The organism is Sphingobium sp. FG11 (genome assembly GCF_057809915.1).
On record NZ_JBMDKW010000011.1, the window covers coordinates 70883 to 84332 of the forward strand.

The 13450-nt window shown below is 66.4% G+C and carries 10 protein-coding genes and 1 riboswitch; of the genes, 8 read left to right on the forward strand and 2 right to left on the reverse strand.

The annotated features are described in order from the left end of the window. Positions 1 to 49: 49 nt before the first annotated feature. The 6 genes from ACODSN_RS11175 to ACODSN_RS11200 all read left to right on the forward strand — a co-directional run bounded on the left by ACODSN_RS11175 (position 50) and on the right by ACODSN_RS11200 (position 7370). Positions 50 to 844, forward strand: a complete 795-nt coding sequence (locus ACODSN_RS11175) for a TSUP family transporter (RefSeq protein WP_489055400.1) — start codon at positions 50 to 52, stop codon at positions 842 to 844. Between the two features lie 9 nt (positions 845 to 853). Then, a complete protein-coding gene (gene hrpB / locus ACODSN_RS11180) occupies positions 854 to 3319 on the forward strand; it encodes an ATP-dependent helicase HrpB (RefSeq protein WP_489055402.1) in 2466 nt (821 codons plus the stop codon). A 53-nt stretch (positions 3320 to 3372) separates the two neighbouring features. Beyond that, positions 3373 to 3651, forward strand: coding sequence for an ETC complex I subunit (locus ACODSN_RS11185; RefSeq protein ID WP_489055404.1), 279 nt, complete (start codon positions 3373 to 3375; stop codon positions 3649 to 3651). A gap of 114 nt (positions 3652 to 3765) precedes the next feature. After that, positions 3766 to 4008 (forward strand): acyl carrier protein, encoded by a 243-nt coding sequence (locus ACODSN_RS11190; RefSeq protein ID WP_489055406.1) that lies wholly within the window; start codon positions 3766 to 3768, stop codon positions 4006 to 4008. A 2-nt stretch (positions 4009 to 4010) separates the two neighbouring features. Continuing rightward, on the forward strand, positions 4011 to 5273 hold the full coding sequence (gene spt / locus ACODSN_RS11195; protein ID WP_489055408.1) for a serine palmitoyltransferase: 1263 nt from the start codon (positions 4011 to 4013) through the stop codon (positions 5271 to 5273). A gap of 105 nt (positions 5274 to 5378) precedes the next feature. Then, positions 5379 to 7370 (forward strand): ATP-binding protein, encoded by a 1992-nt coding sequence (locus tag ACODSN_RS11200; RefSeq protein WP_489055410.1) that lies wholly within the window; start codon positions 5379 to 5381, stop codon positions 7368 to 7370. Here ACODSN_RS11200 and ACODSN_RS11205 read toward each other — a convergent pair. Then, on the reverse strand, positions 7327 to 8211 hold the full coding sequence (locus ACODSN_RS11205) for a hypothetical protein (protein WP_489055412.1): 885 nt from the start codon (positions 8209 to 8211) through the stop codon (positions 7327 to 7329). The genes ACODSN_RS11200 and ACODSN_RS11205 overlap by 44 nt on opposite strands. A 216-nt stretch (positions 8212 to 8427) precedes the next feature. Further along, positions 8428 to 8669, forward strand: a riboswitch (cobalamin riboswitch). 176 nt (positions 8670 to 8845) lie between these two features. On the opposite strand from ACODSN_RS11205, the gene ACODSN_RS11210 reads away from it, so the two are divergent. Continuing rightward, on the forward strand, positions 8846 to 10990 hold the full coding sequence (locus tag ACODSN_RS11210) for a TonB-dependent receptor (protein ID WP_489055414.1): 2145 nt from the start codon (positions 8846 to 8848) through the stop codon (positions 10988 to 10990). 43 nt (positions 10991 to 11033) lie between these two features. Then, positions 11034 to 12419, forward strand: coding sequence for a PepSY domain-containing protein (locus ACODSN_RS11215; protein ID WP_489055486.1), 1386 nt, complete (start codon positions 11034 to 11036; stop codon positions 12417 to 12419). On the opposite strand, the gene queA is transcribed toward ACODSN_RS11215, so the two are convergent. Beyond that, positions 12351 to 13439, reverse strand: a complete 1089-nt coding sequence (gene queA / locus ACODSN_RS11220) for a tRNA preQ1(34) S-adenosylmethionine ribosyltransferase-isomerase QueA (RefSeq protein ID WP_489055416.1) — start codon at positions 13437 to 13439, stop codon at positions 12351 to 12353. The two genes, ACODSN_RS11215 and queA, sit on opposite strands and share 69 nt — an antisense overlap. Positions 13440 to 13450 lie beyond the last annotated feature (11 nt).

Genomic DNA, 13450 nt, shown 5'->3' on the forward strand with positions numbered 1-13450 from the left:
CGTTCCTATGGTCGAGCCGTAACGCGACCCGCAGCCCCGAAAGTCCGCAATGATCTTCACCACCGAGACTCTGGCGCTGTTGATGGTCGCCGGGCTGATGGCCGGGTGCATCGACGCGATGGCCGGGGGCGGCGGCCTCATCACCCTGCCCGCGCTGATGGCGGCGGGCATTCCGCCCGTGTCGGCGGTCGCGACCAACAAATTGCAATCCTGCTTCGGGACGTTCGGCGCCTGCATCGCTTATGCGCGCAAGGGGCATTTGAACCTGCGCGCCTATCGCTGGCCGATCGGGGCGGCATTCGTCGGTTCGGTCGGCGGAGCATCGCTGGTGCAGCGGGTCAGCCCGTCGATCCTGGCCGGGCTGATGCCCGCGCTGCTGATCGCCATCGCCGCCTATTTCACCTTCTCCCCCAAAGCGAGCGAGATCGACCGGCATCAGCGGGTCGGCATCGCGCTGCTCAGCCTGCTGGTCGGCGCGATCGGCTTCTATGACGGCTTTTTCGGGCCGGGCGCGGGGGCGTTTTACACCACCATCTTTCTCGCGTTGGGTGGCCTCAGCCTGCTACGCGCCACCGCCCATACCAAGGCCGCCAATTTCGCCAGCAACCTCGCCGGCCTGCTGACGATGATCCATGGCGGCTATGTGCTGTGGGTTGTCGGACTGACGATGGCGGTCGGCAACATCATCGGCGCGCAGATCGGCTCCCATCTCGCGATGCGGTTCGGTTCCCGGCTCATCAAGCCGCTGCTGATCCTCATGTCGCTGGCGCTGACGGCCAAGATGCTGATCGATCCGCATAATCCGATCCACGTCTATCTGTTCGGTCCCGCCGTCGCGCGCTAAAGGCCGGGGATGACCGCCCCGCCCATCCCCCTGCCCATCCATGCCGTGCTGCCCGATCTGCTCGCCGCGTTGCGGGCGGGCAGCAATGCCGTGCTGGTCGCGCCGCCGGGCGCAGGCAAGACCACGGCGGTCGCGCCCGCTTTGCTGGACGAGCCATGGTGCACGGGTCAGGTGCTGCTGTTGTCGCCCAGACGCCTTGCCGCGCGCGCGGCGGCGGAGCGGATCGCGGAGATGATGGGCGAACAGCCGGGCGGCACGGTCGGCTATGCGACGCGCATGGACAGCCGCCAGTCGGCGCGCACCCGGCTGCTGGTGCTGACCGAGGGCATTTTCGTGCGCCGGATTCAGGACGACCCCGAACTCGCCGGGGTGTCGGCGGTGCTGTTCGACGAAGTGCATGAGCGCAGCCTCGACAGCGATTTCGGGCTGGCGCTGGCGCTGGATGCGCAAGGCGCGCTGCGGCCGGACCTGCGCATCGTGCCGATGTCGGCGACCCTCGACGGGGCGCGATTCGCCGCGCTGCTTGACATCGACGGACTCGGGGCGCCGGTGATCGAGAGCGAGGGGCGAATCCAGCCGCTCGACCTGCGCCCTGTCGGCCGCAACACCGAAAAGCGGATCGAGGACGAGATGGCCGCCGCCATCCGCCGCGCGCTGGCCGAGGAGCCGGACGGTGACCTGCTCGCCTTCCTGCCCGGCGTCGCGGAGATCGAGCGGACGGCGGAACGGATCGAAGGCGTCGACGCGCAGGTGCACCGGCTCCACGGATCGCTCGACCAGGCGGCCCAGCGCGCCGCGATCCGTCCCGCGCGCGACGGGCGGCGCAAGGTGATCCTCGCGACCTCGATCGCCGAAACCAGCCTGACCATCGACGGCGTGCGGATCGTGGTCGACAGCGGCCTTGCCCGCCGCCCCCGCTATGATCGGGCGGCGGGCGTCACCCGGCTCGTGACCGAGCGCGCCAGTCAGGCGGCCGCGACCCAGCGCGCCGGTCGCGCTGCGCGGCAGCGGCCCGGCGTCGCCTATCGCCTGTGGGAAGCGGCGGCGACGGCGGGCATGCCGCCGTTCGATCCGCCTGAAATATTGGAGAGCGATCTGTCGAGCCTGCTGCTCGATTGCGCGCTGTGGGGCGTGAGCGATCCGGCGAGCCTGCGCTGGCTCGATCCCCCGCCCCCCGCCGCCATCGCGGAGGCACGCGCGCGGCTGACGGCGCTGGAGGCGCTGGATAGCGACGGGCGCATCACCGCGCATGGCAAGGCGCTGGCGAAGCTGCCGCTCGCCCCCCGCATCGGGCATATGCTGGTGCGCGCAGGCGAGATGGGGATGGCGTCGCTAGCCGCTGAAATCGCGGTGTTGCTGGGCGAACGGGGGATCGGCGGGCAGGATGCCGATCTTGCGCAGCGGCTCCAGCGCTGGCGGCGCGAGGGCGGCCCGCGCGCCGATGCCGGGCGCGCGCTCGCACGGCGCTGGACCGCGCTCGTTGGCGGGGCGAAGGGGCAGTCGGGGCTGCATGATGTGGGGCGCTGTCTCGCGCTCGCCTTTCCCGACCGGGTGTCGAAGCGGCGTTCGGCGGATGGCGCGGACTGGGTGAGCGCGGGCGGGCGCGGCTTCCGGCTCGATCCGCTCAGCCCGCTGGCGCGCGAGACATGGCTGGCGGTCGGCGAAGTGCAGGGCACGGCTGCGGGCGCGCGCATCCTGTCCGCCGCTGCGCTGGACGAGGAGGATGTGCTGGCGCTGTTCCGCGACCGCATTGCCGAGCATCGCACGGTGCGCTTTCGCGCCGAAACCCGCGGGATCGAAGCTCTGCGCGAACGGCGGCTCGGCGCGGTGCGGCTGTCCTCCGGCTCGGATGACCGGCCCGATCCCGAGGCCGTCGCCTCTGCCCTGACCGATGGCGTGCGCCGGGGCGGCCTGTCGCTGCTGCCCTGGTCCGATGCCGCCCGGTCGCTGCGGGTGCGCGCGGACTATGCGGGGATCGCCGCCCTGTCGGACGAACAGTTGATGGCCACGCTGGACGAATGGCTCCCGCCCCTGCTGACGGGCAGGCGACGGCTCGCCGATATCGATCGGTCGGCGCTGTCGGGCGTGCTGGACGCCCTGCTGGGATGGGACGGCAAGCAGCAGCTCGACCGGCTCGCCCCGCCCGAGTTCCGGTCGCCAGCGGGCAGCACGCATGAAATCGACTATGGCGCGGAAGGTGGCCCGCGCGTCGAACTGCGGGTGCAGGCGCTGTTCGGTCTCGCCGATCATCCGACCGTCGGCAGCCAGCGCATTCCGCTCATCCTGTCGCTGACCTCGCCTGCGGGACGCCCGATTCAGACGACGCGCGATCTGCCCGGCTTCTGGGCGGGCAACTGGCGCGACGTCGCCAAGGAAATGCGCGGGCGTTATCCCCGCCACCCCTGGCCGGACGATCCGGCTGGCGCGGCGGCGACGCTGCGCACGAAAAGGGCCGATGCGCGCGGCAAATCTTGATTATCGCGCCGCACTGGTGCAACGCAGCGCAACCAGCCACGGAGTTTTTCGCGATGAGCGCGCGCATCTATCAGATCCAGAAAAACGCCATGCAGTCCGGCAAGGCCCGCACCGATCAATGGGTGCTGGAATATGCGGCCGTCGAAGCGAAAAAGCCCGACCCGCTCACCGGCTGGGCCGGATCAGGCGACACGCGCCAGCAGATCAAACTGACTTTCCCGTCGCAGGAGGCCGCCTGCGCCTATGCCGACCGGGAAGGCATCGCCTATGCCGTCATTCCCAGCGGTCCCAAGACCCTGAAAATTCAGGCATACGCCGACAATTTCCGCTGACCCCGCAAGGGACGGCACAATCGGGCGCTATGCTGCCCGATTGCCGCCTTATTCCCTTGCCAATGGTCGGCGCCGGGCGGCAAAGGCCGCTTTTGACGGAAGCCGAAAGACACAATGACCGATCGCCAGCAGATTTTCGAGCAGATTGCCGCCCAGATTGCCCCCTTCAACAAGAAGGAGGCAGCGCTGACCGAAGCCACCACCTTCGCGGGCGATCTCGAATGGGACAGCCTGACCGTGATGGATTTCGTCGCCGCGATCGAGGATGAATTCGACATCCTCATCACGATGAACATGCAGGCCGAAATCGAAACCATCGGCCAGCTGGCCGATGCCGTGGTCAAGCTGAAGGGCTGACCATGACCGACGCCGCACAGACCGCAAACGATGCCCGCACGCCCGCCGAAACCCCTGCGGCACGCGACCTGTTGTCGAAATTCGATCCGCTGATCGCGGAGCGCGAGGCGCTGCTGGCGACGGGCGTGCGCGATCCGTTCGCGATCGTGATGGACGAGGTGAAGTCGCCGACGCTGGCCGTCATCAAGGGCAAGGAGACGATCCTCCTTGGCACCTATAATTATATGGGCATGACCTTCGACCCCGATGTGGTCGCGGCGGGCAAGAAGGCGCTGGACGAGTTCGGCGCGGGCACCACCGGCAGCCGCGTGCTGAACGGCACCTACCAAGGCCACAGGGAAGTCGAGGACGCGCTCAAGGAATTTTACGGCACGTCGTCGGCGATGGTGTTTTCGACCGGCTATCAGGCGAATCTGGGCGTCATTTCGACGCTGGCCGGACGCGGCGACTATGTCGTGCTGGACGCCGATAGCCACGCCTCCATCTATGACGGCTGTTTCCTGGGTGATGCCGATATCGTCCGCTTCCGCCACAACAGCGTCGAGGATCTCGACAAGCGGCTTGGCCGGTTGCCCGCCGAAGCGCTGAAGCTGGTCGTGCTGGAGGGCGTCTATTCGATGCTGGGCGACATCGCCCCCCTGCCCGATATGGTCGCGGCGGTGCGCAAGCATCCCAACTGCATGATTCTGGTCGACGAAGCGCATGGCATGGGCTTTTTCGGTCCCAATGGCCGCGGCGTCTATGAGGAGCAGGGCGTCGAGAAGGATGTCGATTTCGTCGTCGGCACTTTTTCCAAGTCGGTCGGCACCGTCGGCGGTTTCTGCGTATCGAACCATCCCAAGTTCGAAGTGATGCGCCTCGTCTGCCGCCCCTATGTCTTTACCGCGTCCCTGCCCCCCAGCGTCGTCGCGACGGCGGCCACCAGCATCCGCAAGCTGATGCATGCGGGCGAAAAGCGCGCGCATCTGTGGAAGAACAGCCAGCGGTTGCACAAGGGCCTGACCGATCTCGGCTTCACGCTCGGCACCAAAACGCCGCAGTCGGCGATCATCGCGGTGATCCTGTCCGATCAGGCGCAGGCGGTGGCGATCTGGCAGGCGCTGCTGGAACTGGGCCTCTACGTCAACATGGCCCGCCCGCCCGCGACGCCTGCGGGCACGTTCCTGCTGCGCTGTTCGCTGTGCGCCGAACATTCCGACGATCAGGTCACGCAGATTATCGGCATGTTCGAGGTCGCCGGAAAGGCCACGGGCGCGATCGCCTGAGGCGATCGGTCGAGCCATCCCCGCGCCGGACTGAATTCTGGCGCTGGAACCGGGACAATCTGTGTGGTTTCTCCCGGCGCACTGTTGGGCTAGTGTAACGGTCGCATGATGATGGATCGCGACAGGTACGGGCGGGCGGAAGGTTGGCGCGATGCCGCGCGCCGGGTGCTGCCCGTCATTCTCGTCGGCCTGCTGGTCGGCGCGCTCGCCGCCCTGCTCTACACCGCCAGCAACGCGTCGCGCGATCAGGATCAGGCGCTGGCGGAGCAACGCCGCAGCTATGAGGTGATCGCGCTGACCCGCCGGTTCGACGCAACCATGGCGCAGGCGGAAGTCAGCCTCGCCCGCTATGTCATCAGCATGGACCCCAATACCGGGCGGCTGTTTCAGGACCAGTTGCGCAGCGCCGCCGGCCAGATCCGGACCCTGTCCTATGCGACGCGGGACTCGGGATGGCAGGGCGACAATGTGCGCCAGCTTCAGGCAATTTTCGATCAGCGCAGCAGAACGTTGAGCGAAATCGGCCTGCGCACGACCTACGATCAGAAAATGGGGGCGCTCGCGGAATTTCATAGCGCCGGCAAATCGAAAAATGTGCAGCGGATGATGACCCTGCTCAATCAGGTGATCGACGCTGAAAATGCGCGGCTGTCCGAACGCAGCCTGGCGGTGACATTGGCGGGCGACCGCAGTGAGTGGGTCGGCCGGACATCGCGATTGCTGGGGCTGGCGCTGTTGCTGTGCGTCCTGTTCGCGCTGTGGGTAGCCAACAATGCCTATGGCGAGCGCCGCACCGCGCGGCGCATCGCCGACGCCGAGACCGAACGGGCGGACCGGCTGGAGGAGGCTGTCCGGGCGCGCACGGCGGAACTCTCCGACGCCTATGAACGGCTGAAGGAAGAAACCAGCGAACGCGCCGCGGCCGAAGATAATCTGCGCCAGATGCACAAGATGGAGGCAGTCGGCCAGCTGACCGGCGGGATCGCGCATGATTTCAATAATATGCTCGCCGTGGTCGTGGGTGGACTGGAACTCGCCAAGCGCAAACTGCACCAGAATGCCGAAGATGCCGGGCGGCATCTCGACAATGCGGCGGACGGCGCCAATCGCGCGGCCGCGCTGACCCGTCGGCTGCTAGCCTTTGCGCGATCGGAACCGCTGCTGCCCGCCACCGTCAGTCCCGACGGGCTGGTCGCCGGGATGGCGGATTTGATCGACCGGACGATCGGCGACCAGATCACCGTCGCCATTGATCGGCAGGCGGGCGACTGGCGCATCTTCGTGGATCAGCATCAGATGGAAAATGCGATCCTCAACCTGTGCGTCAACGCGCGGGATGCGATGGAGGGGCGCGGTCGCCTGACGATCGAAACCGGGCAGGCCCGGCTGAGCGCAAACGAGGTCGGTGAATGCGTGGCGGGCGAATATGCCGTCGTCAGCGTGATCGACGATGGTTGCGGCATGACGCCAGAGGTCCTTGGCCGGGTATTCGAACCCTTCTTTACGACCAAGCCGGTCGGCAAGGGCACTGGCCTCGGCCTCAGCCAGATTTTCGGCTTCGTGCGCCAGAGCCAGGGCGAAATCCGCATCGATTCGCAGGTCGGCAAAGGCACGAGCGTCCAGATCTACCTGCCACGCCGCACGATATCGGACGAGGCAGGCGAGCTGGAGGCGGCGATCAGCGAACAGGCCGACACGCTGCATCCGCCCACGCGCATATTGGTGGTGGAGGATGATCCGCGCGTGCTGAACCAGACCATGTCGGCGCTCGCCGAACTCGGCCATCTACCGATCGCGTGCGACCATCCGGCCAAGGCCGAAAAGCTGCTGCGCAGTCATCGCGACATCGGTCTGATTCTCAGCGACGTGCTGATGCCCGACATGACCGGCCCCGAAATGGTGCGTCAGCTACCCGCCCTCTATCGCCATATTCCGGTGTTGTTCGTGACCGGCTATGCCGGCGACATCGCCGACAGCGCGGATTTCGGCGGGCATGAGGTGCTGCGCAAACCCTATACGCTTGCGGCGCTCTCGATGGCGCTGTCAGCCGCGCTTATCGAATCGCCCCTGCCCGGAACAGCCGCGGCAGCAGAGTGATCGCGCCCAATAGCGGCCAGCGCCGCTGCCACGGCCGGATGCTGATCGCGGTGCCGGCATGGCGGTTGATCTTCCAGGCGAGGTAATCGATCCCCCCGGCATAGGTGAAGCTGGCCTTGGCGAGCCGGACGACCGACAGATATTTGCCCCGCCGCTGCAACGCGCGCCAACGCCGCGCTGCCTGGTCGGTCGGCAACGAGGCGGGCAGGCCGTCGGCAAGGGCCGCGTCGCCAAAACGACGATAGCGATCGGGGTCGGCGTCCACGATCGACACCGACCGCCCCGTCTTTTCCGCCCGCAATTCGGCATTATAGGTCAGCGCAAAGCCGGTGCGCCAAAGCGCCAGGCTATCGTCAGCCCCACCCGCCATCGGCCGGGCGAGCGACAACAGGGTCGGCGCGGCCGTGGCCACCGCCGCGATTGCGCCTTGCCGCGCGCCCTCATCCGCTGCCCAAAGCAACCGCGATGGCTGGGCAAAGCGCGCCCATACCGAGACATTATCGGCATCCGGCCCGCACAGCCGCGCGAAATCCGCTTCGGACAGGACGGCATATTTGGCGATCAGCCCGCGATGCTCGAATGGAAAGACGTTGGGCGGAATCCGCCGGTTGGCCGCCGCGAGCCAGCTTTTCCCGTAAGCCGCGCGGTAATCCGACACGATCAAATAGAAGTCCAGCATCAGCCCGTCGAGATTGGCTTCCCGAAGGCAGGAGCCATAAAAGAGCACCGCTCGCGCCGCATCGGGATATTGCGCCGCCAGCGCCCCCGCCATCGCGGCCGCGCGCGGATCAGCAGCAGCGGCAAGTTCCGCGGTGACGAGAGGGAGCAACTGTGTCGGCATATGCTAAAGGCTGGTCCGCTAGATATCGGTCATGGGAGAACGGGCCTGCGCCCGGATTACTTCCCTGCCCAAGATAGGGAATTTCGTCAAATCTCGGGCTGGCGCGTCCACCGGCCGTGGCACGGAACGTCGCCCACCCGTCTCCTGTGCCTGCCGTTAAGCTTGCGGAACGGAAATTTGCCAGCTAGGGGCGACGCGTTCGGGACAATTTTTCGTCCCGCGCATGATCGCGCCGGTGCCTTGAAAAGGGCTTAAAAGGGAACGCGGTGCGGATGGCTGGCCCATCCCATTCCGCGGCTGTCCCTGCAACTGTAAGCGGTGAGTGCGACGCACATCGCTTTCTCCAAGCCGGAGGAAGCAGCCACTGGGCCGGACGCTAAGTCATGCGAGGCCTGGGAAGGCCGTGCATCGCGCGATGACCCGCGAGCCAGGAGACCTGCCAGCGTCTGGTCGCTCTTGCCCGGTCCAGGGGATGGTCACGGCACGGTATCTTTCCGTTTGAGCGACGAACGGGCGGTGGGGGCCGCATCGGTTCGCGTGGCGGTCGCCTCGGGCGTCCGGCTGTCCGCGCGCGCCGACCGTCGTTGGCGGCACGTCTCCACCCTAGTGTCGCTTGACGCCGGGAAGACATGCAATGGAATGGAAAACGATAGGATTCTGGCTGGCGACGGGGCTGGCCGCAACGACGACACAACAGGCGCTCGCGGATAGCGCCGCCAGTGATTCAACGGATATCATCGTGTCCGGCGTCCGGCCCGGCGCTTTGACGCAGGCCAGCGAGACCGGATCGCGGCTGGGGCTAACCCCGCTCGAAATGCCCGCCAGCGTCGCGCGGATCGACGGCGATACGATACGCGCGCGCGGCGATCTCGACATTCTCGCCGCCGTTACGCGCGCGCCGGGCGTCACCTCTTCGGCCAATCCGGGCAATGGCGGCACAGCGCTGACGATGCGCGGCTTTTCGGGGCAGGGTTCGGTGCTGCAACTGGTGGACGGCGTGCGCCTGTTCCCCGTCGCGGGCACCATCACCTTCCCGACCGACCCCTGGAATGTCGAGCGTATCGAACTGTTGAGCGGCCCTGCCTCGGTCCTCTACGGTCAGGGCGCGCTGGGCGGCGCGGTCAACGTCACCACGCGCGCACCTGACGTGGACCGGATGGTGATCGACGCCGAAGCCGGCTATGGATCGCAGAATAGCTGGCGCGCGGCAGCCGGCGTCGGCGGGCCGCTGAGCGAGCAATTTTCCTATCGGGTCGACGCCAGCTACCGCCGGTCGGACGGCTATGTTGATCGCGGCGATTCCAAAAGCCTCGCCTTGTCGGGCGCGCTGCGCTTTCGCCCGAATGAGCGCTTCTCGCTCACCCTGCGCAACGATTATGGCAATCAGCGGCCGATGGAATATTTCGGCACGCCGCTGACCGACGGCGAACTGGTCAAGGGCAACCGGCGACGCAATTATAACGTTGCCGACGCCAGCCTCCATTATCGCGACAACCGCACCACATTGACGGCGGAATGGACGGTGGCCGACGGCATCACCCTGTCCAACGCCGCTTACCGCCTTACATCCAAGCGGCTGTTCAAGAATCTGGAGAGCTATTTCTATAATGGTAAGACCGGGCAGGTCGACCGGATGGACAATCTCGGCATCGTCCATGACCAGACCCAATATGGCGATCAGGCGAGCGTCCGCATCAGCAAACCGATTGCGGGCCTCAAAAATGATCTGGTCGTGGGCTTCGACGCCAACCTCATCAAGCTGACCTACTCCAATGATTTCGGGTCTGACCCGCAGGAGGATTCGGTCGATCCCTTCAGCTTCGCACCGGGCCTGTTCTATGACACGCAGGGGATCGCGCCCCGCTATCGCACGCGGACCAACGAATATAGCGTCTTTGCCGAGGACCGGCTGGCGCTGACCGACCAGCTTTCGCTGGTCGCCGGCATCCGTCACGAGCGCGACAAGGTGCAGCGCCGCAACATCGTCTATAATCCGGACGGCAGCACAGGCGAAGTCAACGCTTTCCCCAATGGGGCGACGAGCCGGACATTCCGCAACACGACCTGGCGGATCGGCGGCGTGTATCAGCCAACATCGAATATCTCGCTGTACGGCCAATATGCGACCGGCGTCGATCCGCTGGGCACGCTGACGACCTTTACGACGAACAAGGCGCAGTTCGTCTTTACCAACGCCACCGGCGATCAGGTCGAAGGCGGGGTCAAGGCCATATTCCTGGGCGGACGGGGCAGCGCGACGCTGGCGGCCTATCGCATCGTGAAAAAGCGGCTCGCCTTTCAGCAGACGCCGACCACCGACATTCTGCAAATCGGCCAGCGTTCCGCCAAGGGGGTCGAGGCGTCGCTGACACTGCAACTGACCGACCGTTTCGGCATCGACGCCAACGGCACGGTGTTGAACGCCAGATATGATAATTTCGTCAGTGCAGGCGATGTTTTCACCGGCAACACCCCGCCCAATGTGCCCGAAGTCTCAGCCAATCTGGCGCTCTACTGGACGCCGGTCGATCGCTTTCGCGCCAATACCAGCCTGCGCTATGTCGGCCGGACCTTCTCCGACAACCGCAACGCGCATCGCGTGCCGGGCTATGCGGTCGTCGATGCGGGGCTGACCTATGAGTTGACGCCCAATCTGGGCGCAAACCTGCGGGCCTATAATTTGTTCGACAAACATTATGCGACCACCACCTATAATGACGATCAGTGGATTTTGGGGCGTCCCCGCTCCATCGACATATCGGTGACCGCGCATTTCTGATGCGCGCGCCCGATGGCGGCATCGCGGCAAGCGGTGGCTGTACCTGACCCATCGCTGGGTCGGTATCGTCACCGGCTTGTTGCTGGCGATGTGGTTCCTGTCGGGCATCGTCATGATGTATGTGCCATTCCCATCGCTGACCCAGAAGGAGCGGCTGGCGGGATTGGCGCGCATCGACTGGACCAAGATGCAGGGCGCGGCTCGCCCGGACGTCTGGCTGCAACAGGGACCGGAGGGGCCGATCTGGCTCGATGATGCGGCCATTTCGGCATCGACCGGGCGCGCCGTCGCTCCGGTCGATGGCCGGCAGGCAGCGCGTATCGCCGCCGCATTCGGCAGAGCGCCGGTTGCCGCCACCGAACGGGTTGAGCGCGACCAGTGGACGGTCGCGGGCGGGTTCGACCGCTATCGCCCGTTATGGAAGGTCTCCCTTGATCGACCCGACGGGCTGATCCTCTATGTAAGTTCGATCACCGGAACGGTCGTGCTCGACACCCATGCGAGCGAGCGCTTCTGGAACTGGCTTGGCTCGGTTCCCCACTGGATCTATCCGACGATCCTGCGTCAGGATCAGCCGCTCTGGCGACAGGTAATCCTGTGGACGTCCGGCGCGGGCATCGTCGGCGCGGTCAGCGGCATGTGGATCGGCGTGCTGCGTGCACGACTGCGCCGCCGCTACAAGGGCGGGCGCGTGTCGCCCTATCGCGGCTGGCAATGGTGGCATCATATCATGGGGCTGTTCGGCGGCACGATGCTGGTGGCGTGGATCATCAGCGGCTGGCTGTCGGTCGATCCCAACCGCTGGTTCGCCAGCAAGGGCCTGGGCGAGGCGGCCCACGCCGCCTATGCCGCGCCCGGCACGCCGCCCGCCATAGACTGGCGACGGCTGGGGAGCATGCCGCAGGCCAAAGAGGCCCGGCGCATGCAGATGCGCTGGATCGACGGCACGCCGCTGCTCACGCTATCGCAGCCGGATCACGCGGATCTGATCCTCGACGCCCGCTCGCTGCAACCGATCACCCTGGCCCCACGCCGCCTGATCCGTGCAGCCGGGCGGATGGTGCCTGGCGCGCCCATCGCGGCGGTCGAATGGCTCACCGCGCCGGACGCCTATTGGTATGAAGCCAAGGGCCGCGTCGAATTGCCGGTATTACGCATCCGCTTTGCCGATCCGGCGCGCGACTGGATCACGATCAGTCCGCGCTCGGGCGCGATCCTAAGCGAGATCGACGCGCGCCGCCGCCTGTACCGCTGGCTGTTCGATGGCTTGCATCGCTGGGATTTCAATGGGCTTATCACCCGGCGGCCGCTTTGGGATATTTGGATGGGCTTCTGGCTGGCGGTCGGCACGATCGTCTCTTCAACCGGGGTCGTGCTGGCGATCCGGCGACTGAGGAGACCTCTCCATCGACGAACCGCGCGGCGGTAGCAGCAGCGACGAGTCCCCGTAGCTATAGAAGCGGTAGCCTTGCCGGATCGCATACCCATACGCGGCCTGCATCGTTTCGACACCCATCAACGCGCTGACCAGCATGAACAGGGTCGATTTTGGCAGGTGAAAGTTTGTCATCAGGCCATCGACCGCGCGGAAGCGATAACCGGGCGTGATGAAGATGCGTGTCTCGTCGGAGAAGGGCGCGATCAGCCCATCGTTCTGTGCGGCGCTTTCCAGCAGGCGCAGGCTCGTCGTGCCCACCGCGATCAACCGGCCGCCCGCCGCCCGCGCGGCATTCAGCCGGTCCGCCGTTGCGGCGTCGATGCGGCCCCATTCGGCATGCATGCGGTGGTCGTCGGTATCGTCCGCCTTGACCGGCAGGAAGGTGCCCGCGCCGACATGCAGGGTCAGCGTCTGCGTGCCCACGCCCGCCTGCGCCAGCGCCGCCATCAGTTCGGGCGTGAAGTGCAGCGCGGCCGTGGGCGCGGCGACCGCGCCATCTTCCCGCGCGAACATCGTCTGATAATCGCTGCGGTCACGCTCGTCGGTCGGGCGTTTGCTGGCGATATAGGGCGGCAGCGGCATGCGCCCTGCCCGCTCCAGCAGCACTTCTACCGGCTCCTCGCCTTCGAACGACAGCGTGACGCCGCCATCGTCATCGCGCGGCCCGGCGATCGCCGTCACCCCCGCGCCGAAATCGATGCGGTCGCCATCGCGCACCCGCTTGGCGTTGCGCAGAAAGGCCTGCCATTGGCGCAGGCCCAGTCGCTTGTGCAGCGTCGCGCCGATCCGCGCCTGCCCGCGCATGCCCTCCAGCTGGGCCGGGATCACCCGCGTATCGTTGAACACCAGCACATCGCCGGCGCGCAGCAACGACGGCAGATCGCGCACGATCCGGTCCTGCGGCGCGGCGTCGCCCGCCACCAGCAGCATGCGGGCGCTATCGCGCGGGGAAGCCGGCCGCAGCGCGATCCGCTCGGGCGGCAGGTCGAAATCGAACAGGTCTACGCGCATGACAATCGCCC